Origin of the sequence: Burkholderia seminalis (assembly GCF_001718535.1) — a bacterium.
GTDB classification, from domain to species: Bacteria; Pseudomonadota; Gammaproteobacteria; order Burkholderiales; family Burkholderiaceae; genus Burkholderia; species Burkholderia seminalis.
Genome location: NZ_CP013398.1, coordinates 2,227,101 through 2,248,665 on the forward strand (window position 1 = coordinate 2,227,101; position 21,565 = coordinate 2,248,665).

18 protein-coding genes are annotated in these 21,565 nt (G+C 66.8%); 3 read left to right on the plus strand and 15 right to left on the minus strand.

Annotated elements, in window-relative coordinates; translation table 11 throughout:
* From lpxA to rpsB, 13 genes are all read right to left on the minus strand, one after another.
* Positions 1–789, minus strand: coding sequence for an acyl-ACP--UDP-N-acetylglucosamine O-acyltransferase (gene lpxA, locus WJ12_RS10095; RefSeq protein ID WP_059561845.1), 789 nt, complete (start codon positions 787–789; stop codon positions 1–3).
* 58 nt (positions 790–847) lie between these two features.
* Positions 848–1,315: a 3-hydroxyacyl-ACP dehydratase FabZ gene (gene fabZ / locus WJ12_RS10100; RefSeq protein WP_006495559.1), complete on the minus strand. Its 468-nt coding sequence runs from the start codon at positions 1,313–1,315 to the stop codon at positions 848–850.
* Positions 1,316–1,444: 129 nt separating this feature from the next.
* Positions 1,445–2,524 carry a UDP-3-O-(3-hydroxymyristoyl)glucosamine N-acyltransferase gene (gene lpxD, locus WJ12_RS10105; protein ID WP_034188841.1) on the minus strand — a complete coding sequence of 360 codons (1,080 nt, stop codon included), beginning with the start codon at positions 2,522–2,524 and terminating at the stop codon, positions 1,445–1,447.
* 16 nt (positions 2,525–2,540) lie between these two features.
* Complete coding sequence (locus WJ12_RS10110; protein ID WP_034188842.1) at positions 2,541–3,038, minus strand: OmpH/Skp family outer membrane protein; 498 nt, start codon at positions 3,036–3,038, stop codon at positions 2,541–2,543.
* Between the two features lie 64 nt (positions 3,039–3,102).
* The gene (gene bamA, locus WJ12_RS10115) at positions 3,103–5,412 is read right to left on the minus strand and encodes an outer membrane protein assembly factor BamA (RefSeq protein WP_034188843.1); all 2,310 of its coding nucleotides are present in this window, start codon (positions 5,410–5,412) and stop codon (positions 3,103–3,105) included.
* A gap of 61 nt (positions 5,413–5,473) precedes the next feature.
* A complete protein-coding gene (gene rseP / locus WJ12_RS10120) occupies positions 5,474–6,859 on the minus strand; it encodes an RIP metalloprotease RseP (protein WP_059561848.1) in 1,386 nt (461 codons plus the stop codon).
* 11 nt (positions 6,860–6,870) lie between these two features.
* Positions 6,871–8,067 carry a 1-deoxy-D-xylulose-5-phosphate reductoisomerase gene (locus tag WJ12_RS10125; protein ID WP_049031464.1) on the minus strand — a complete coding sequence of 399 codons (1,197 nt, stop codon included), beginning with the start codon at positions 8,065–8,067 and terminating at the stop codon, positions 6,871–6,873.
* A gap of 15 nt (positions 8,068–8,082) precedes the next feature.
* Positions 8,083–8,904 carry a phosphatidate cytidylyltransferase gene (locus tag WJ12_RS10130; RefSeq protein ID WP_059561850.1) on the minus strand — a complete coding sequence of 274 codons (822 nt, stop codon included), beginning with the start codon at positions 8,902–8,904 and terminating at the stop codon, positions 8,083–8,085.
* A complete protein-coding gene (gene uppS, locus WJ12_RS10135) occupies positions 8,898–9,680 on the minus strand; it encodes a polyprenyl diphosphate synthase (protein WP_034188847.1) in 783 nt (260 codons plus the stop codon). The genes WJ12_RS10130 and uppS overlap by 7 nt, the downstream gene beginning before the upstream one ends.
* A gap of 49 nt (positions 9,681–9,729) precedes the next feature.
* On the minus strand, positions 9,730–10,290 hold the full coding sequence (gene frr, locus WJ12_RS10140) for a ribosome recycling factor (RefSeq protein ID WP_027787089.1): 561 nt from the start codon (positions 10,288–10,290) through the stop codon (positions 9,730–9,732).
* A 91-nt stretch (positions 10,291–10,381) separates the two neighbouring features.
* Positions 10,382–11,095, minus strand: a complete 714-nt coding sequence (gene pyrH, locus WJ12_RS10145) for a UMP kinase (RefSeq protein ID WP_011352459.1) — start codon at positions 11,093–11,095, stop codon at positions 10,382–10,384.
* A gap of 156 nt (positions 11,096–11,251) precedes the next feature.
* Positions 11,252–12,133 carry a translation elongation factor Ts gene (gene tsf / locus WJ12_RS10150; protein ID WP_034188848.1) on the minus strand — a complete coding sequence of 294 codons (882 nt, stop codon included), beginning with the start codon at positions 12,131–12,133 and terminating at the stop codon, positions 11,252–11,254.
* 162 nt (positions 12,134–12,295) lie between these two features.
* Complete coding sequence (gene rpsB, locus WJ12_RS10155; RefSeq protein WP_006483818.1) at positions 12,296–13,036, minus strand: 30S ribosomal protein S2; 741 nt, start codon at positions 13,034–13,036, stop codon at positions 12,296–12,298.
* A gap of 377 nt (positions 13,037–13,413) precedes the next feature.
* On the opposite strand from rpsB, the gene map reads away from it, so the two are divergent.
* The 3 genes from map to WJ12_RS10170 are packed head-to-tail and all read left to right on the plus strand — an operon-like array spanning position 13,414 to position 18,871.
* Positions 13,414–14,229 carry a type I methionyl aminopeptidase gene (gene map / locus WJ12_RS10160; RefSeq protein WP_069245665.1) on the plus strand — a complete coding sequence of 272 codons (816 nt, stop codon included), beginning with the start codon at positions 13,414–13,416 and terminating at the stop codon, positions 14,227–14,229.
* Positions 14,230–14,274: 45 nt separating this feature from the next.
* Positions 14,275–16,851: a [protein-PII] uridylyltransferase gene (locus WJ12_RS10165; protein WP_034188850.1), complete on the plus strand. Its 2,577-nt coding sequence runs from the start codon at positions 14,275–14,277 to the stop codon at positions 16,849–16,851.
* A 16-nt stretch (positions 16,852–16,867) separates the two neighbouring features.
* Complete coding sequence (locus tag WJ12_RS10170; RefSeq protein ID WP_063896739.1) at positions 16,868–18,871, plus strand: pseudouridine synthase; 2,004 nt, start codon at positions 16,868–16,870, stop codon at positions 18,869–18,871.
* Between the two features lie 79 nt (positions 18,872–18,950).
* Here WJ12_RS10170 and def read toward each other — a convergent pair whose 3' ends face one another.
* Positions 18,951–19,484, minus strand: a complete 534-nt coding sequence (gene def, locus WJ12_RS10175) for a peptide deformylase (RefSeq protein WP_034188851.1) — start codon at positions 19,482–19,484, stop codon at positions 18,951–18,953.
* Positions 19,481–21,556, minus strand: a complete 2,076-nt coding sequence (gene ligA / locus WJ12_RS10180) for an NAD-dependent DNA ligase LigA (RefSeq protein WP_034188852.1) — start codon at positions 21,554–21,556, stop codon at positions 19,481–19,483. Before ligA ends, def begins: the two co-directional genes overlap by 4 nt.
* Positions 21,557–21,565 lie beyond the last annotated feature (9 nt).

The window sequence follows — 21,565 nt, forward strand, 5'->3', positions numbered from 1 at the left end:
TTAGCGGATGATGCCGCGTTGCGACGCGTCGATGAAATCGACGAACGCCTTCACCGGCACGTCGCCGTCGCTGCCCGCCTCCGCCAGCTCGCGCAACTGCACCTTCGCTTCCTCGAACGACAGGCCGCTCTTGTAGAGCACGCGGTACGCGCTGCGCAGCGCCGAGATCGCATCGGGCGAGAAACCGCGCCGGCGCAGCCCCTCGACGTTGATCCCGTGCGGTTCGGCCTTGTTGCCGGCCGCGATCACGAACGGCGGGATGTCCTGCACGAGCGCCGATGCGCCGCCCAGCATCGAGTGCGCGCCGATGCGCACGAACTGGTGGACGCCCGACATGCCGCCGACGATCGCCCAGTCGCCGATCTCGACGTGGCCGGCCATCTGCGCGTTGCTCGACAGGATCACGTGGTTGCCGACGCGGCAGTCATGGCCGATGTGCACGTAGGCCATGATCCAGTTGTCGTCGCCGAGCGTCGTCACGCCGAGGTCCTGCACGGTACCCGTGTGGATCGTCGTGAACTCGCGGATCGTGTTGCGGTTGCCGATCACGAGCTTCGTGGGCTCGTCCTTGTACTTCATGTCCTGCGGACGGCCGCCGACCGACGCGTAATGGCCGATGCGGTTGTCTTCGCCGAGCGTCGTATGGCCTTCGATCACGCTGTGCGAGCCGATCGTCGTGCGCGCGCCGATCGTGACGTGCGGCCCGACGATCGCGTACGGGCCGATCTCGACCGATTCGTCGATCTGCGCGCCCGGCTCGACGATCGCGGTGGGATGAATCCTGGTCATGCGCCGTTGCCTCTCGATGTGATGTGTCGCGTTGCGTTGCCCATGCGTGCCGCGTCGCTCAGGGCGCCGCGTCGGCCGTCTTGACCGTGCACATCAGTTCGGCTTCCGCCGCCACCTTGCCGTCCACTTCCGCCACCGCCTTGAACTTCCAGATGCCGCGGATGTAGCGTTCGAACGTCACGTTCAGAATCAGTTGATCGCCCGGCTCGACCACGCGCTTGAACCGCGCGCCGTCGATGCCGACGAAGTAGTACAGCGTGTTCTCCGGATCCTTCGGCTGCTCTTCCGCGAAGGTCAGCAACGCAGCCGCCTGCGCGAGCGCCTCGAGGATCAGCACGCCCGGCATCACCGGCCGCTTCGGGAAATGCCCCTGGAAAAACGGCTCGTTGATCGACACGTTCTTCAGCGCTTTGATCCCTTTGTGCGGTTCGAGTTCGAGCACGCGGTCGACGAGCAGAATCGGGTAGCGATGCGGCAGCAGCGTGAGGATCTTGTGGATGTCGAGATTGATTTTTTCAGTGCTCATGATGGTTCGTCTCACGCAGAGGCTGCGCGGTGGTGATGCAAAGGCTGAAGCGGGCCGCCGCGCGGCCCAGTCTGGCAAACCGGGCCGGTTGCGCTGGCCGTGCCCGGTTGGTGGTCTCGCATGATGCGCTCAGGCGCCCGTGCCGCCCTGGGCGGCGAGCGCGGCTTCGAGCGCCTTGATGCGCTCGCGCAGCTTGTCGAGGTTGCGCACGAGTGCGGCGCTCTTGTTCCATTCGCCGTGATCGACGGCCGGGAACGCGCTGGTATAGATGCCGGCCTTCGGCAGTGACTTCGATACGCCCGAGTTCGCGGTGATGATGACATAGTCGCCGAGCGTCACGTGACCGGCGATCCCGGCCGCGCCGCCGATCATGCAGTGGCGGCCGATCGTCGTGCTGCCCGCGATGCCCGCCTTGCCGGCGATCACCGTGTACGCGCCGATCCGGCAGTTGTGGGCGATCTGCACCTGGTTGTCGATCTTCACGCATTCGTCGATGACGGTATCCGCCATCGCACCGCGGTCGATCGTCGTGTTCGCGCCGATTTCGACGTCCGGGCCGATCGTCACGCCGCCGACCTGCGGGATCTTGACCCAGCTGCCGGTGCGCGCATCGCCGTCGCCGACGAAATCCGGCGCGAAACCGAAACCGTCGGAGCCGATCACGGCGCCCGCATGGACGATCGCGCGCGGGCCGATCTTGCAGCCGTGGTACACCGATGCGTTCGGATAGAAGTGCGAGCCGGCGCCGATCGTCGTGCCGCGGCCGACGAAGACGTTCGCGTCGAGTTGCACGCCGTCCTCGATCACCGCGCCGGCCTCGACCGTCACGTGCGGGCCGATCACCGCGCTCGCGGCGACCTTCGCGGCCGGATCGATCGTCGCGCTCGGATGCACGCCGGCGGCGCGCTGCGGCGTGGCCAGGTCGATGAACATCTGCGCGACGCGCGCGAAGTACGCGTACGGATTGGGCGTCACGATGAAGTTGCGGCCGCCGGCCGCCGCGCCCAGCTTTTCGAGATCCTTCGGTGCGATCAGCACCGCGCCCGCGCGGGTCGACTCGACCTGCGACAGGTACTTCGGGTTCGCGAGGAACGCGAGCTGCTGCGGGCCGGCCTGGTCGAGCGGCGCGAGCCCGCCCACCTTGCACTGTGCGTCGCCGGCGATCTCGCCGCCGAACCGCTTTACGAGTTCCTCAAGCGTCAATGCCATTCGTCGTCTGCTCCGTTCAGTTCGCCGAGCCGGACGCGAGCGCCTTGAGCACCTTGTCGGTGATGTCGATGCGCGGGCTGACGTACACGGCTTCCTGCACGATCAGGTCGTAATTCTGCTGCTCGGCGATCTGCTTGATGACCTTGTTCGCCCGCTCCAGCACGGCCGCCAGCTCCTCGTTGCGACGCTGGTTCAGGTCCTCGCGGAACTCGCGCTGCTTGCGCTGGAAGTCGGTATCGAGCTGGGCGAGGTCGCGCTGCTTCTGCGCGCGGTCGGCCGCCGACAGCGACGTGCCGTTCTTGTCCAGCGAGTCGGACATCGACTTCAGGCGCGCGGCCAGGTCCTGCAGATCCTTGTCGCGCTTCGCGAACTCGGCTTCGAGCTTCGTCTGCGCCGCCTTCGCGGGCGCCGACTCGCGCAGGATCCGATCCGAATTGACCGCCGCGATGCGGGCGACGTCCTGTGCGTGCACCGTTGCCGCGCCCAGGGCCAGCGCAACGGTCAGCGCGCACATCACTCGTTTCGAAAACTTACCGGTTAGCAAAATTACCCTCTCGTTGCTGTTGTCATGCGTTCGGTCAGAACGCCGTCCCGATCTGGAACTGGAATTTCTGGTACTGGTCGCCTTCGTGCTTCTGCAGCGGGAAGCCGAGGCTCAGCTTCAGCGGGCCGATCGGCGAGATCCACGCGAGACCCACACCATAGCCGTAGCGCAGGCCGTTCGCGCCCGTACTCGTGCCGCCCGGCGCGTTGCCCCACACGTTACCGCCGTCGAGGAACGTGAACACGCGCAGCGTGCGGTCGTAGCCCGTGCCCGGCAGCGGGAACGTCAGTTCGATGTTGCCGACGACCATCTTCGAACCGCCGATCGGGTCGTTCGTCTTCGTGTCGCGCGGGCCCAGCGAGCTCGGCTCGTAGCCACGCACGGAGCCGATACCGCCCGCGTAGTAGTTCTTGAAGATCGGGTACGGGTTGCCGATACCGTTACCGTAGCCGCCTTGCAGGTTCAGGCCCAGGATGAAGCCGCGCGAGAACGAATAGTAGTACTGCGCCTGCAGGTCGGCCTTGTAGTACTGGATCTTGCCGACCGGCACGCCGTACTCCATGTTCGCCTGCGTGAAGTAGCCGCGGCTCGGAATCAGCGCGCTGTCGCGCGCGTCGCGCGACCATGCCACCGTCAGCGGCACCGTGTTCGACACGCGGCCGAACTGGTTCACGTAATCCTGATAGCTCTGCGGCGTGTTCGAATCGACGTCGAGGCGGTTCTGCTCGAAGCCCGCGCCGAAGTAGACGGTGTCGACTTCCGAGAACGGGATGCCGAACTTCAGGTTGCCGCCCGCGCTGATGATCCGGAAGCTCGAGCTGGTCGAATAGTAGAGCGGCTGGTACGTGCGGTAGTAGACGTCCGTGATCCGCTTGATGCCGTCGACCGTGAAGTACGGGTCGACCTGCGTGACGGTCAGCGTCCGGTAGCTCTTCGCGGTGTTGACGTTCACCGACAGGCTGGTACCCGAACCGAACACGTTGTCCTGCGACACGCCGGCCGACAGCACGACCTTGTCCGTCGACGAGAAGCCGGCGCCCAGCGTGATCGCGCCGGTCGGCTTTTCGTCGACCTTCACGTTCACGTCGACCTGGTCGTTCGTGCCTTCGACCGGCACCGTCGTCACGTCGACGTTGGTGAAGTAGCCGAGACGGTTCACGCGGTCCTTCGACAGCGCGAGGCGGTTCGAATCGAACCACGAGCTTTCGAGCTGGCGCATTTCGCGACGCACCACTTCGTCGCGCGTGCGCGTGTTGCCGACCACGTTGATGCGGCGCACGTACACGCGGCGGCTCGGATCGACGACGAGGTTCAGGTTCACCTTGTGGTTCGCCTGGTCGATGTCCGGCTGCGCGTTGACGGTCGCGAATGCGTAACCGTATTCACCGAGCTTGTCGACGATCGACTTGGTGGTCTGCTGCAGCTTTTCGGCCGAGAAGCGGTCACCCGGCTTGATCTTGATCAGCTTGTTGAGTTCGGCTTCGCGATCGAGCAGGTTGCCCGACAGCTTGATGCCCGACACCGTGTACGGCTCGCCTTCGTGCAGCGTGACCGTCAGGTACATGTCCTTCTTGTCGGGCGAGATCGACACCTGGGTCGACTCGATGTTGAACTCGAGGTAGCCGCGGTTCAGGTAGTACGAGCGTACGGCCTCGAGGTCGCCCGTGAGCTTTTCCTTCGAGTACAGGTCGTTCTTCGTGTACCAGGAGAACCAGTTCGGCGTCGACAGCTGCATCTCGTCGCGCAGCGTGCTGGTGCTGAACGCCTTGTTGCCGATGAAGTTGATCTGGCGGATCTTCGCGCTCGGGCCTTCGGCCACCGCGAACAGGATCGACACGCGGTTCGCGTCGACCGGCGTGATCGTCGTCTTGACTTCGGCCGCATAGAAGCCGCGCGTCAGGTACTGGCGCTTGAGCTCCTGCTCGGCCTTGTCGACGAGCGCCTTGTCGTAGTAGCGGCCGTCGGCGAGACCGACCGCGCGCAGCGCCTTCGTCAGGTTGTCCTTGTCGAATTCCTTCGTGCCGGTGAAGTCGATCGACGCGATGGCCGGACGCTCCTGCACCTGCACGATGACGACGTTGCCTTGCGTGGCGATGCGCACGTCGTTGAAAAAGCCCGTCGCGTACAACGCGCGGATTGCTTCGGATGCCTTGTCGTCCGTGAAGGTATCGCCCTGCTTGATCGGCAGATAGGCGAACACCGAACCCGCTTCGACGCGCTGCAGCCCCTCGATCTTGATGTCTTGCACCACGAACGGTGCCGCTGCATGCGCCGCGAGGCCGTGAGCGGCGAGCGCGGCCGCTGCAACTGTCTTAGGTACAAAGCGATGAGGTTTGAACAACATGCATCCCCAATATTTAGCTGCATCAAATCGGGCGACTGCCGAGCGGCGGCCGCCTGACGCTTCAGAAATGGATTAACCGAGCCAGATCGTTGAACAGCGCGATCGCCGACAATGCGACGATGCAGATCAACCCGGCTCTTTGCAGAATCAGCTGCCAGCGCTCCGAGACGGCTTTCCCGGTCGCGGCTTCAACCGCATAATATAACAGATGCCCCCCGTCCAAAACGGGAATCGGCAACAAGTTCAGGACGCCAAGGCTAATGCTGACAAGGGCGAGGAACGACAGGAACGCCGACGGTCCGAGCCGCGCGCTCTTGCCCGCGTAGTCGGCGATCGTCACCGGGCCGGACAGGTTCTTCAGCGACGCGTTGCCCGTGATCATGCGCCCGAACATCTTCAGCGAATACACGGAGATGTCCCACGTGCGGTGCGCGCCGAGCCGCAGGCTCTCGATCGGCCCGTAGCGCACGTCGACGGACGGCGCGTGCATCGACAGCGCCGCGCCGATCCGGCCGACCTGCTGCCCCGATTCGTCGTCGCGCTGCATCTGCGGCACGATCGACACCGTCTGCGCGGCGCCGTTGCGCTCGATCCGCAGGTCGAGCGCCTGCCCCGCATGGTGCTTCACCGAATCGATGAAACGCGTCGCGCCGCCGATCGGCTTGCCGTCGAGCGCCAGCAGCGTGTCGCCGGCCTTCAGGCCCGCCTGCTCCGCCGCGCTGCCCGGCTGCACGGACGCGACCGACAGCGTGCCGCCGCCGGTCTCGAAGCCCAGATGGGCCATGAAATCGTCGTCGAGCTGACTGTCGGGAACCTGGCGGAGGTCGACGCGGAAATCGAACGTCGTGTTGCCGTCGCGTGCGCCGAGCACGATCTCGCGGTGATCGAACGCGGCCGACAGCAGCTTCCAGCGCAGGTCCGACCACGACCGCACCGGCTCGGACTCGCTGCCCTGCGCGTCGCCGGTGCGCGCGTCGCGGATCGACACGACCGTCTCGCCGCCGTCGAAGCCCGCACGGGCCGCCACCGTTCCGGCGGCCGGCGGCGCGACGACCGCGGCCGGCTCGGTCACGCCGGTGGCAAACACGATCGAGAACAGCGCGATTGCCAACAGGAAGTTCGCAATCGGGCCGGCCGCGACGATCGCGATCCGCTTGTAGACGGACTGCCGGTTGAACGCCTGCCCGAGTTCGTCGGGCCGGATGCCGGGGCCCGGATCGCGCTCGTCGAGCATCTTCACGTAGCCGCCAAGCGGCAGCGCGGACAGCGTCCACTCGGTGCCCGTGCGGCGGCTGACCCAGCGTGCGACGGGCTGGCCGAAGCCGATGGAGAATCGCAGGACCTTCACGCCGCACCAGCGCGCGACACGATAGTGCCCGTACTCATGTACGACGACCAGTACCCCGATCGCCACCGCAAACGCGACCAGTTCGACCAGCACGTTCATGAGCACTCCATTCAGACGGTACGCTCCACGCGTGGCGCAGGCGCTTTTGCAATGATTTCGGCGGCGAGGCGGCGTGCCTCGGCGTCCGCCGCCAGGACGTCGTCGAGCCCGTCGGGCGCGCGGTTCGGCAGCGCGTTGAGCACCGCGTCGACCGTCGCCGCGATCGCCATGAAGCCGATCCGGCGCTCGAGAAATGCTTCGACCGCAACCTCGTTCGCCGCGTTCAATGCGGCGCTCGCGATGCCGCCTTCCTCGAGCGCCTTCAGCGCGAGCGCGAGGCACGGGAAGCGCGCGTAATCGGGCTTCTCGAACGACAGCTGCGCGATCTGCGCGAGGTCGAGCGGGCCGACGCCCGCGTCGACGCGCTCGGGGAACGCGAGCGCGTGCGCGATCGGCGTGCGCATGTCGGGGTTGCCGAGCTGCGCGAGCACCGAGCCGTCACGGTACGACACGAGCGAATGGATCACGCTCTGCGGATGGATCAGCACGTCGATGCGATCGCCCGGCAACCCGAAGATCCAGTGCGCCTCGATCACCTCGAGGCCCTTGTTCATCATCGTCGCCGAATCGACCGAGATCTTGCGGCCCATCACCCAGTTCGGATGCTTGCACGCCTCGTCCGGCGTCACGTCGGCGAGCGTGGCCGGTTCGCGCGTGCGGAACGGGCCGCCCGACGCGGTCAGGATGATCTTCGAGATCCCGCCGTGCTCGGCCGCGTCGCGCGGCATGCACTGGAAGATCGCGTTGTGTTCGCTGTCGACCGGCAGCAGGATCGCGCCATGATCGCGCACGGCGTCCATGAAGATCGCACCCGACATCACGAGCGATTCCTTGTTCGCGAGCAGGATCCGCTTGCCGGCGCGCGCGGCCGCGAGGCTCGGCGCGAGGCCGGCCGCGCCGACGATCGCCGCGACCACCGTATCGCAGCCGTCGCTCTTCGACACGTCGACGAGCGCCTGCGGGCCGTACAGCACGGTCGTCTTGCTGCCCGCCGCGCGCAGCTTCGCCTCGACGTGCGCGGCTGTCGCGGCATCGCCGACCACCGCCACTTCGGGCGCGAAGCGCAGACACTGCTCGACGAGCTTGTCGCCGTTGCGGTGCGCGGTCAGCGCGTAGACCGAGAAGCGTTCGGGATGGCGCGCGACCACGTCGAGCGTGCTGTCTCCGATCGAGCCCGTGGAACCGAGCAATGTCAGACGTTTTTGCATAAAAGAATGAATGGTTTAACCAAGCAGCAGCATCGCGAGCGGCAGCACCGGCAGCAGCGCGTCGACCCGGTCGAGCACGCCGCCATGGCCCGGCAGCAGTCCGCTCGAATCCTTCACGCCCGCCTGCCGCTTCAACAGTGACTCGAACAGGTCGCCGATCACGCTGTACACGACCAGTAGCGTCAGCGCGGCCCACGCGCCGGGCATCCCGTAGCGGGCGGCAAATGCGGAAAACAGGGTCGGCTCGAACGCATGCGCGGCCATCGCGACACCGGCGACGATCATCACGGCCAGCCAGCCGCCGATCGCGCCTTCCCAGCTCTTGCCGGGGCTGATCGTCACGGCCAGTTTACGCTTTCCGAAGGCCTTGCCCGCGAAGTATGCGCCGATATCGGCCAGCCAGACGACCAGCAGCAGCGACAGCACGAACGGCACGCCTTGCGCGCGTGCCGCGACAAGCGCATGCCAGCAGGCCGCGAACACGATCAGGCCGGCGGCGAGCAGGAACGGCCGCCAGACGCCGCCCGCGAGTTCGGGCTTGCGCCGCAGCGCGAACGGGCCGACCAGCAGCCAGAACACGCCGGCTGCCATGAAAAGGGGACGGGATCCGGCCGCGTCGATGCCGAGCGGCGTGGTGGCCGCCAGCGCAAGCGCCGCGACGACCGCATAGACGACGGAGCCGACGCCGCCGAGTTTCAGCAGGCGCGCCCACTCCCACGCGGCGAACACGAGCACGGCGCCGATCAGCGCGCCGAACGCCGTGAGCGGCGCGAACAGCGTCACCGGCAGCAGCACTGCCAGCATCACGATCGCCGTGATCACACGGGTTTTCAGCATGAAAGGGAGTCGGCGTTCTGCGATTGCGGTTCGAGCTGCGCACTCGTGCGCCCGAAACGGCGCTCGCGCTCGGTATACGACGCCAACGCGTCGGCCAGGGCCGCGCCGTCGAAATCCGGCCAGTATTTGTCGGTGAAATAGAACTCGGCGTACGCGAGCTGCCACAGCAGGAAGTTGCTGACGCGCTGCTCGCCGCCCGTACGGATGAAGAGGTCGGGCTCCGGCGCATAGGCCATCGCCAGGTGCGGCGCGAATGCGTCCTCGGTCACCTCGACCTCGCGCCCCTCGCGCACGGCCTGCTCGACGAGCTTCTTCGTCGCCTGCAGGATGTCCCACCGGCCGCCGTAGTTGGCCGCGATGGTGAGCGTCAGGCGCGTATTGCGCGCCGTCTTGGTTTCGGCGCGGCGGATCAGCTCGCGGATGCGCGGCTCGAAACGGTCGAGATCGCCGACGACACGCAGGCGGATCCCGTTTGCATGCAGCTTGCCGACCTCGCGCTCGAGCGCGGTGATGAACAGCCGCATCAGGAACGACACTTCGTCGTTCGGCCGGCGCCAGTTTTCGGAACTGAACGCGAACAGCGTCAGGTATTCGACACCGGCGCGCGCGCAACCTTCGACCACTGCCCGTACGGCATCGACGCCGCGGGTGTGCCCCGCGACGCGCGGCAAGCGGCGTTCGGTCGCCCAACGGCCATTGCCGTCCATGATGATCGCGATGTGACGCGGCACGACGCCGACGTCAGGCACGCGAACGGTAGAGCTGGTATAGGTCATGGCCGTTGAGACAGTAATGCGGGAGGAAGGCGGCGCGCGAGGACGGTCGTCAGACCGTCATGATCTCGGCTTCCTTGGTCTGCACGAGCTTGTCGATTTCGGCGACGTGCTTGTCGGTCAGCTTCTGCACGTCGTCGCTCGCACGGCGCTCGTCGTCTTCCGAGATTTCCTTGTCCTTCACGAGCTTCTTGAGCGCTTCGTTCGCGTCGCGGCGCAGGTTGCGGATCGCGACCTTGGCCGTCTCGCCTTCGCCCTTCACGACCTTGGTCAGCTCGCGGCGGCGCTCTTCCGTCAGCGCGGGCATCGGCACGCGGATCAGGTCGCCGGCCGTCGCCGGGTTCAGGCCCAGGTCGGCTTCGCGGATGGCCTTCTCGACCTTCGCGACCATGTTCTTTTCCCACGGCTGCACGCCGATCGTGCGCGCGTCGACGAGCGTCAGGTTCGCGACCTGCGAGATCGGCACCATCGAGCCGTAGTAGTCGACCTGCACGTGATCGAGCAGACCGGTGTGTGCACGGCCCGTACGGATCTTGGCCAGATCGTTCTTGAACGCTTCGATCGAGCGCTGCATCTTTTGCTCGACGCCCTTCTTGGTATCAGCGACACTCATTTCAACCTCCGAACCTTCAAACCTTCAAAGAACGCGGGCCCCGCCCGGCGCAGGAGATACGCCGCGGCCGATGACCCGCATCCGCGGGAGTTTACACGTGGACGAGCGTACCTTCGTCCTCGCCCAGCACGATGCGCTTGAGCGCGCCCGGCTTGTTGATCGAAAACACGCGAATCGGCAGCTTCTGGTCGCGGCACAGCGCAAAGGCCGTCGCGTCCATCACCTGCAGGTTGCGGCTGATCGCCTCGTCGAAAGTGATCGTCGTGTAGCGCGTAGCCGACGGATCCTTCTTCGGATCGGCAGAATATACGCCATCGACCTTGGTTGCCTTCAGCACGACCTCGGCACCCACTTCCGACCCGCGCAGCGCGGCGGCGGTATCCGTCGTGAAGAACGGGTTGCCGGTACCGGCCGCGAAGATCACGACGCGGCCTTCCTCGAGCTGGCGGATCGCGCGGGGCCGGATGTACGGCTCGACGACCTGGTCCATGCGCAGCGCGGACTGCACGCGCGCCTCGATGCCGGCGTGGCGCATCGCGTCCTGCAGCGCCAGCGCGTTCATCATCGTCGCGAGCATCCCCATGTAGTCGGCCGTCGCGCGGTCCATGCCGGCCGCGCCGCCCGCGACACCGCGGAAAATATTACCGCCACCGATCACGACCGCGAGCTGCGTACCGAGACGCACGACTTCGGCGATATCGGCCACCATCCGTTCGATCGTCGCGCGATTGATGCCGAAGGCATCGTCGCCCATCAGCGCTTCGCCGGAGAGTTTGAGGAGGACGCGTTTATAGGCATTGGACATAGGGGCTTCCGAGCGACGAGAGGATGACAACCACGAACTGTAGGGGCGAAATACTGATTCGGGCAAGCGCCGCCGACCGGACCGGGGTTCCCGGCCGGCCGGCGGCGCCGCCGGCCGCGGCGGAGCGGACGCCCGCCGCGGATACTGCCTGACTGCTTACTGCTGCTTTGCTGCTGCGACTTGCGCGGCCACTTCGGCGGCGAAGTCGTCCTGGCGCTTCTCGATGCCCTCGCCGACGACGAACAGCGCGAACTTCTGCACGGCGGCATTGGCTGCCTTCAGCATCTGCTCGATCGTCTGCTTGTCGTTCTTCACGAACGTCTGGTTCAGCAGCGACACTTCCTTCAGGTACTTCTGGACACTACCGTCGACCATCTTCGCGACGATTTCGGCCGGCTTGCCCGATTCGGCAGCCTTCTGCTCGGCCACGCGGCGTTCCGTTTCGATCAGTTCCGCCGGCACGTCGGCCGACGACAGCGCGACCGGCTTCATGGCCGCGATGTGCATCGCGACGTCCTTGCCGACCTGCTCTTCCGCGCCCGTGTACTCGACGATCACGCCGATCCGCGCGCCGTGCAGGTAGGTGGCGATCTTGTTCGCGGTTTCGAAACGGACGAAACGGCGGATCGACACGTTCTCGCCGATCTTGCCGATCAGTGCCAGACGCACCGCGTCGACCGTCGAACCGTCGAGCGGCAGCGCCGACAGCGCAGCCACGTCGGCCGGGTTTTGCGTCGCGACGAGCTCCGCCACCGTCTTCGAGAATGCGAGGAAGTCGTCGTTCTTCGCGACGAAGTCGGTTTCGCAGTTCAGTTCGACCAGCGCGCCTGCGTTGCCGCCGACGAACGATGCGACGACGCCTTCGGCCGTCACGCGCGATGCCGCCTTGCTCGCCTTGTTGCCGAGCTTGACGCGCAGCAGCTCTTCAGCCTTGGCCAGGTCGCCGTCGGCTTCCGTCAGCGCCTTCTTGCACTCCATCATCGGTGCGTCGGTCTTCGCGCGCAGTTCTGCCACCATGCTTGCGGTAATTGCCGCCATCATTCGCTCCTTGAGTCTGTATTCACAACGCCGCCCGCTTGGACGCGAACGGCCGAGATTCGTTTCCGGACCCGCGCCGATTCGGCGCGATCAGGTCCGGCGCACAAGCTTAAAAAAAGGGGGCCTGTTGAGAGCCCCCTTTTTGCGCCGGCTCGGGGCCAGTTACGCGTTTTCCTCGACGTACTCGTCGTCGCCGCGTGCGGCCTGGACCACTTCGTTGACCGCGTTCGCACGGCCTTCGAGGATCGCGTCGGCCACGCCTTCGGCGTACAGCGCGACTGCCTTGCTCGAGTCGTCGTTACCCGGGATCACGTAGTCCACACCTTCCGGCGAGTGGTTCGTATCGACCACGGCGATGACCGGCACGCCCAGCTTGTTCGCTTCCGTGACGGCAATCTTGTGGTAGCCGACGTCGACGACGAAGATGGCGTCCGGAATGCCGCCCATGTCCTTCACGCCGCCGATCGACTTCTGCAGCTTGGCGATTTCGCGTTCGAACAGCAGCGCTTCCTTCTTGCTCATCTTCTCGAGCTCGCCCGCCTCGACTGCCGCTTCCATGTCCTTCAGGCGCTTGATCGATACCTTCAGCGTCTTGAAGTTGGTCATCATGCCGCCGAGCCAGCGTGCGTTGACGTACGGCATGCCTGCGCGCTGCGCTTCCTGGGCGATCGTGTCACGCGATTGACGCTTCGTGCCGACGAACAGGATCGTGCCGCGGTTCGCTGCCAGCTGGCGCACGTACTTCTGTGCGTCCGTGAACATCGGCAGCGTCTTTTCGAGGTTGATGATGTGAATCTTGTTGCGGTGACCGAAAATGAACGGAGCCATCTTCGGGTTCCAGAAGCGCGTCTGGTGACCGAAGTGGACACCCGCTTCCAGCATTTGGCGCATCGTAACTGCCATGTAAATTCTCCACGAGGGTTGGGTCTTAAGCCGGCCGCCGTACCGCCGCGCGAACCCGCCCCGAAGGGCGCGAATTCCGCGCGGCCGGCACCCTGGTTGCGCCGGCTTGCGATTCGGCACGTGCAAAACGCCCGTGCCGCAAGCCTTTCGTCGCCATGCCGCCCCAAAATGAGGCAAGTTCGGCATTTGGACATCGACTTAGCCAAAGAGTATAGCACGCCGAGTTGTCCGCCCTCAAGTCGCCCGACACTTTCGCTGCCGCGCGCCAGCCGGCCGGACAATCCGCGAAAACCCGCATCCGCGCGGCCGGCAGGGGCTGCGAGGGCAGCCATAAGGTGCGATAATCCGTCAATTCACCGCATTCCAGGCATACCTCGATGGCTATTACGCTCAAAAACGAACACGATATCGCGGAGATGCGCGTCGCCTGCCGTCTCGCGAGCGAAGTGCTCGATTTCATCACGCCGCACGTCGTCGCGGGCGTCACGACCGCCGAACTCGACCGTCTCTGCCACGAGTTCATGCTCAACGAACAGGGCACGATCCCCGCGCCGCTGAACTACCAGCCGCCCGGCTATCCGCCGTACCCGAAGGCCACCTGCATTTCGGTCAACGACGTGATCTGTCACGGCATTCCCGGCGAGAAGGTGATCAAGAACGGCGATGCGCTGAACATCGACATCACCGTGATCAAGAACGGCTACTTCGGCGACACCAGCCGGATGTTCATCGTCGGCGGAGGTTCGATCCTCGCGAAGCGCCTCGTGCAGACCACCTACGAGTGCATGTGGCTCGGCATCGACCAGGTCAAGCCCGGCGCGCACCTCGGCGACATCGGCTACGCGATCCAGAAGCACGCGGAAGCGCAGGGCTACAGCGTCGTGCGCGAATACTGCGGCCACGGCATCGGCACGGTGTTCCACGAGGATCCGCAGGTCGTCCATTACGGCCGCCCGGGCACCGGCATCGAGCTGAAGGCCGGGATGATCTTCACGATCGAGCCGATGATCAACGCCGGCAAGCGCGACATCCGCACGATGCCCGACCAGTGGACGGTCAAGACGCGCGACCGCAGCCTGTCGGCGCAGTGGGAGCACACGGTGCTCGTCACCGAAACCGGCTACGAGGTGCTGACCGTGTCGGCCGGCACGCCGGCGCGCCCCGTGTTCGCGCAACCGGCTGCCGCGGTCTGAGCGCCGTCGCGCCCGCCCGCCCCGCCCGCACCTGAACGGCTGCCCATGAGCGCTCACGCCGCCCCCTCGCCCGACGCGCTGTCGCGGCGCGCCGAATTCAAGGCCGCCAAGACGGAGTTGCTCGAGCGTTTTCGCCACGCAACGACCGTGGCATCGCTGATGCACGCGCTGTCGAAACTCACCGACGATGCGCTCAAGCGCGTGTGGGACGACTGCGGGCTGCCCGCGACGCTCGCGCTCGTCGCCGTCGGCGGCTACGGGCGCGGCGAGCTCGCGCCCTATTCCGACGTCGATATCCTCGTGCTGCTGCCCGATGCGCACGACCCGGCGCTCGACGCGCGCATCGAGCGCTTCATCGGGATGGCGTGGGATCTCGGCCTCGAGATCGGCAGCAGCGTGCGCACGGTCGCGCAGTGCATCGAGGAGGCGTCGCAGGACGTCACGGTGCAGACCTCGCTGCTGGAGGCGCGCCGCATCGTCGGCAGCACCGCGCTGTTCGAGCGCTTCACGGTGCGCTACCACGAGGCGCTCGACGCCCGCGCGTTCTTCACCGCGAAGGTGCTCGAGATGCGCCAGCGCCACGCGAAGTTCCAGGACACGCCGTACAGTCTCGAGCCGAACGTGAAGGAAAGCCCCGGCGGGCTGCGCGACCTGCAGACGATCCTGTGGATCGCGCGCGCGGCGGGCTTCGGCAGCAGTTGGCGCGAACTCGACACGCGCGGCCTCATCACCGATCGCGAAGCACGCGAGCTGCGCCGCAACGAGGGCTTCCTGAAGACGCTGCGCGCGCGGCTGCACGTGATCGCCGGCCGCCGCCAGGACATGCTCGTGTTCGACCTGCAGACGCAGGCCGCCGAGAGCTTCGGCTACCAGCCGACGCAGACCAAGCGCGCGAGCGAGCAGCTGATGCGCCGCTACTACTGGGCCGCGAAGGCCGTCACGCAGCTCGCGACGATCCTGATCCAGAACATCGAGGCGCAGCTCTTCCCCGCGACGAGCGGCATCACGCGCGTGCTGTCGCCCGATCGCTTCGTCGAGAAGCAGGGGATGCTCGAGATCGTCGACGACGGCGTGTTCGAGCGTCATCCCGACGCGATCCTCGAAGCGTTCCTGCTGTACGAGACGACCCGCGGCGTGAAGGGCTTCTCCGCCCGCACGCTGCGCGCGCTGTACAACTCGCGCGAAATCATGAACAACGCGTGGCGCCGCGATCCGCAGAACCGCGACACGTTCATGCGGATCCTGCAGCAGCCCGAGGGCATCACGCACGCGTTCCGGCTGATGAACCAGACGAGCGTGCTCGGCCGCTATCTGCTGAACTTCCGCCGCATCGTCGGCCAGATGCAGCACGACCTGTACCACGTGTACACGGTCGACCAGCACATCCTGATGGTGTTGCGCAATATCCGCCGCTTCGCGGTGGCCGAGCATGCGCACGAATACCCGTTCTGCAGCCAGCTGATCGGCAACTTCGAGCGCCCGTGGGTGCTGTATGTCGCGGCGCTGTTCCACGACATCGCGAAGGGCCGCGGCGGCGACCATTCGACGCTCGGGATGGCCGATGCGCGGCGCTTCTGCCGCGAGCACGGCATCGCCGGCGACGACGCGTCGTTGATCGTGTGGCTCGTCCAGCATCACCTGACGATGAGCCAGGTCGCGCAGAAACAGGACACGAGCGACCCCGAGGTCATCAAGCGCTTTGCCGAAGTCGTCGGCAACGAACGCTACCTCACCGCGCTGTACCTGCTGACCGTCGCCGATATCCGCGGCACGAGCCCGAAGGTGTGGAACACGTGGAAGGGCAAGCTGCTCGAGGACCTGTACCGCATCACGCTCGCGGTGCTCGGCGGCGCGAACCCCGACGCGCACTCGGAGCTGAAGTCGCGGCAGGAACAGGCGCTCGCGCTGCTGCGCCTCGAGACCGTGCCCGACGACGCGCATCGCGCGCTGTGGGATCAGCTCGACGTCGGCTTCTTCCTGCGTCACGATGCGGCCGACATCGCGTGGCAGACGCGCGTGCTGTACCGGCACGTGAACGCCGAAACCGCGATCGTCCGCGCGCGGCCGTCGCCGATCGGCGACGCGCTGCAGGTGCTCGTGTACGTGAAGGATCGCCCCGACCTGTTCGCGGGCATCTGCGCGTATTTCGACCGCAACGGGCTGTCGGTGCTCGATGCACGCGTCAGCACGACGCGGCACGGTTATGCGCTCGACAACTTCATCGTCACGCAGACCGAACGCGACGTGCGTTACCGCGACATCGCGAATCTCGTCGAGCAGCAGCTCGCGACGCGGCTTGCCGAAACCGCCCCGTTGCCGGAGCCGTCCAAGGGCCGCCTGTCGAGGCTGTCGCGGACGTTTCCGATCACGCCGCGCGTCGACCTGCGGGCCGACGAGCGCGGCCAGTACTACATCCTGTCCGTGTCGGCCAACGACCGGCCGGGCCTTCTCTATTCGATCGCGCGCGTACTCGCCGAGCATCGGGTCGGCGTCCATGCGGCGCGGATCAATACGCTCGGCGAGCGCGTCGAAGACATCTTCCTGCTCGCGGGCGCCGGCCTGTCCGACAACCGCCTGCAGATCCAGCTCGAAACCGAATTGCTGCGTGCGATCGCAGTCTGAATGAATTCCAGCGTTTATGCGCACCAAACTAACCGTCAAGAATCCGAAGCCGGCGTCGCCGACCCGCGCCCCTGTCCGCTCCGGCAGCCTCGTCGCCCGCAAGGCGGTGCGTCCCGCCGCGCCGCCCGCGGGGGACAAGCCGGCCCGTCCGAAGAAGGCCGCCCCGGCCGCCGCTGGCGAACGCTCGTTCAAGCCGCGCGGTGCCGCCGGCGCCGAGCGCCCGGGCACGGATCGCGCACCGGCCAAGCGTGCGCCGCGTGACGGCGGTGCCGAACGCGGCACCCGCGCGCCTTATCGCGACAACGCCGCCGGCGAAGGTGCGAAGCGCAGCTTTGGCGACCGCCGCCCGTTGTCCGATCGTCCGCCGCGTCGTGACGACGATGCCCGCCCGCGCCGCGCGGGTGGCGACGACGACAAACGCCCGTCCTATCGCGACAAGGCTGCCGGCGAAGGTGCAAAACGCAGCTTCGGCGACCGCCGCCCGTCGTCCGATCGTTCGCCGCGCCGCGATGACGATGCGCGCCCGCGCCGCGCGGGTGGCGACAACGACAAACGTCCGTCCTATCGCGACAAGGCTGCCGGCGAAGGTGCAAAGCGCAGCTTCGGCGACCGCCGCCCGTCGTCCGACCGTCCGCCGCGTCGTGACGACGATGCTCGCCCGCGCCGCGCGGGTGGCGACGACGACAAACGCCCGTCCTATCGCGACAAGGCTGCCGGCGAAGGCGCAAAACGCAGCTTCGGCGACCGCCGCCCGTCGTCCGATCGTCCGCCGCGCCGCGACGACGATGCGCGCCCGCGCCGCGCAGGCGACGACGACAAACGTCCGTCCTATCGCGACAAGGCATCCGGCGAAGGTGCAAAGCGCAGCTTCGGCGACCGCCGCCCGTCGTCCGACCGTCCGCCGCGTCGTGACGACGATGCTCGCCCGCGCCGCGCGGGTGGCGACGACGACAAACGCCCGTCCTATCGCGACAAGGCTGCCGGCGAAGGCGCAAAACGCAGCTTCGGCGACCGCCGCCCGTCGTCCGATCGTCCGCCGCGCCGCGATGACGATGCGCGCCCGCGCCGCGCAGGCGCCGACGACGGCAAGCGTCCGTCCTATCGCGACAAGGCATCCGGCGAAGGCGCGAAGCGCAGCTTCGGCGACCGTCCGGCTCGTCCCGCACGCGATGGCGAGCGCCGCTCGTTCGGCGCGGTCAAGACCGCGCAACCGGTCAAGCGTGCGTCGGCCGACGTCGACTACGGCGACTACGGCGACGAAACGGGCCTGATGCGCCTGTCGAAGCGGATGTCCGAGCTCGGCATGTGCTCGCGCCGCGAAGCCGACGAATGGATCGAAAAAGGCTGGGTGCTCGTCGACGGCGAACGCATCGACACGCTCGGCACCAAGGTCCGCGCGGACCAGAAGATCGAGATCGACGAGCGCGCGAGCGCCGCGCAGGCCGCGCAGGTGACGATCCTGCTGCACAAGCCGGTCGGCTACGTCTCGGGTCAGGCCGAAGACGGCTACGAGCCGGCGGCCGTGCTGATCACGCGCGCGAACCGCTGGAGCGGCGACCATTCGCCGGTGCGCTTCTCGCCGCAACACCTGCACGCGCTCGCGCCGGCCGGCCGGCTCGACATCGACTCGACCGGCCTGCTCGTGCTGACGCAGAACGGCGTGATCGCGAAGCAGCTGATCGGCGAGCAGTCGGACATCGACAAGGAGTACCTGGTGCGCGTGCGCTTCGGCGAGCGGCTCATCGACATCGACCAGCACTTCCCGGCGGAATCGCTCGCGAAGCTGCGCCACGGCCTCGAACTCGACGGCGTCGCGCTGAAGCCCGCGATGGTCAGTTGGCAGAACGGCGAGCAACTGCGCTTCGTGCTGCGCGAAGGCAAGAAGCGCCAGATCCGCCGCATGTGCGAACTGGTCGGCCTCGACGTGATCGGCCTGAAGCGCGTGCGCATGGGCCGCGTGATGCTCGGCGCGCTGCCGCAAGGCCAATGGCGCTACCTGTCGGCCGACGAGACGTTCTGAGCGCGGGCACACCCGGTGCGCCATGCAATGAAAAAGCCCGCGCAAGCGGGCTTTTTTCTTGTCCGCCGGACGCGGACGATCAGTCGTCGTCGGTCGGGTCGAGCCCCGGGAACAGCACCTCGGTGAAGCCGAAGCGCGTGAAGTCGGTGATCCGCATCGGATACAGCTTGCCGATCAGGTGATCGTATTCATGCTGGACCACGCGCGCGTGGAACCCGTCGGCGACGCGGTCGATCTTCGCGCCGAACTGGTCGAAGCCGCTGTAGCGCACCTTCGCGTAGCGGCTGACGACGCCGCGCATGCCCGGCACCGACAGGCAGCCTTCCCAGCCCTCTTCCATGTCCGGCGGCATGTACTCGACCTTCGGGTTGATCAGCACGGTCTCCGGCACCGGCGGCGCGTCCGGGTAGCGGTTGTTGTTGCCGAAGCCGAAGATGATGATCTGCAGGCCGATGCCGATCTGCGGCGCGGCCAGCCCGGCGCCGTTCGCGTGATGCATCGTCTCGAACATGTCCGCGACGATTTCGTGCAGTTCGGGGGTATCGAACTGCTCGACCGGCTTGGCGATGTCGAGCAGGCGCGGATCGCCCATCTTCAGGATCTCGCGAATCATGGCGTATTGCCCTCCAGGAGTTGGTGCAGACCGTCTTCGTCCAGCACGGGGATGCCGAGTTCCTCGGCCTTCGCGAGCTTGCTGCCGGCTTCGGCGCCCGCGACCACGTAATCCGTCTTCTTCGATACCGAGCCCGCGACCTTCGCGCCCGCCGCCTCGAGCATCTCCTTCGCGGCATCGCGCGTGAGGTTCGGCAGCGTGCCCGTCAGCACGACCGTCTTGCCGGCCAGCACGCCCTGCGGCGCCTTCGGCGCGGGCGGCCCTTCCGGCCACGTGACCTTGCCCGGCGCGCGCAGCTGCTCGATCACCGTCCGGTTGTGCGCTTCCGCGAAGAACTGGTGGATCGACTCGGCGACGATCGGGCCGACGTCGTTGACTTCGAGCAGTTCCTCGATCGACGCGTCCATGATCGGCGTCAGCGAGCCGAAATGCTTCGCGAGATCCTTCGCGGTCGATTCGCCGACGTGGCGGATGCCGAGGCCGTAGATGAAGCGCGCCAGCGTCGTGTGCTTCGCCTTTTCGAGCGAGTCGAGCAGATTCTGCGCGGACTTCTCCGCGAAGCGGTCGAGCTCGGCCAGCGTCGCGAAACCGAGATTGAACAGGTCGGCCGGCGTGCGCACGAGATTCAGCTCGACGAGCTGGTCGATGATCTTCTCGCCGAGCCCGTCGATGTCGAGCGCGCGGCGCTGCGCGAAGTGCCACAGCGCCTGCTTGCGTTGCGCCGGGCAGAACAGGCCGCCCGTGCAGCGGGCGATCGCCTCGTCCGGCAGGCGCTCGATCTTCGAGCCGCACACCGGGCATTCGGTCGGCATCACGAATTCGGCCGCGTCGGCCGGACGCCGGTCGAGCAGCGCGCCGACCACCTCGGGAATCACGTCGCCCGCGCGGCGCACGATCACGGTGTCGCCGATCCGGATGTCCTTGCGGCGCACTTCGTCCTCGTTGTGCAGCGTCGCATTGGTCACGGTCGCGCCGCCGACGAACACGGGCTCGAGGCGCGCGACCGGCGTGATCGCGCCGGTGCGGCCGACCTGCACGTCGATCGCGACGAGCTTTGTCAGCGCTTCCTGTGCGGGAAACTTGTGCGCGAGCGCGAAGCGCGGCGCACGCGACACGAAGCCCAGGCGCTCCTGCTCGTCGCGCCGGTTGACCTTGTAGACAACGCCGTCGATGTCGTACGGCAGCGACTCGCGCTTCTCGCCGACCTTGCGGAAGAAATCGAGCAAGCCCTCGGCGCCGTGCACGACCGCGCGCTCGCGGTTCACGGGCAGGCCGAGCGACTCGTACCAGTCGAGCAGCGCGCTGTGCGTGTCGGGCATCGGCATCCCGTCGAGCACGCCGATCCCGTACGCGAAGAACGACAGCGGACGCTGCGCGGTGATCTTCGAATCGAGCTGGCGCAGGCTGCCGGCCGCCGCGTTGCGCGGGTTCGCGAATTCGCGCTGCTCGGCCGCGCGCTGGCGTTCGTTCAGGCGTGCGAAATCGCGCTTGAACATCAGCACCTCGCCGCGCACGTCGAGCACGGCCGGTACGTGCTTGCCCTTCAGTTTCAACGGAATCGAGCGGATCGTGCGCACGTTCTCGGTCACGTCCTCGCCCGTCGTCCCGTCGCCGCGCGTCGAAGCCTGCACGAACACGCCCTGCTCGTAGCGCAGCGAGATCGCGAGACCGTCGAATTTCAGTTCGCACGCGTATTCGACGGGTTCCGTCACCGAGCCGGCGAGATCGGTCGGCTTGTCGAGCGCATCGGCGACACGCTTGTCGAATGCGACGATGTCCTCGTCGGCGAAGCCGTTGTTCAGCGACAGCATCGGCGCGTCGTGGACGACCGGCGTGAAGCCGCCGGCCGCCTCGCCGCCCACGCGCTGCGTCGGCGAATCGGGCGTCACGAGTTCGGGATGGTCGGTTTCGAGCTGCTGCAGTTCGAGGAACAGCCGGTCGTATTCGGCGTCGGGCAGATCCGGCTGGTCGAGCACGTAATAGGCGTGGTTCGCCCGCTCGAGTTGGTCGCGCAGCCACGCGGCACGCGCGTCGGGCTGGCTGGCTGGCGGTTCGGCTTGGGTTCGGGCCATGCTGGCGGC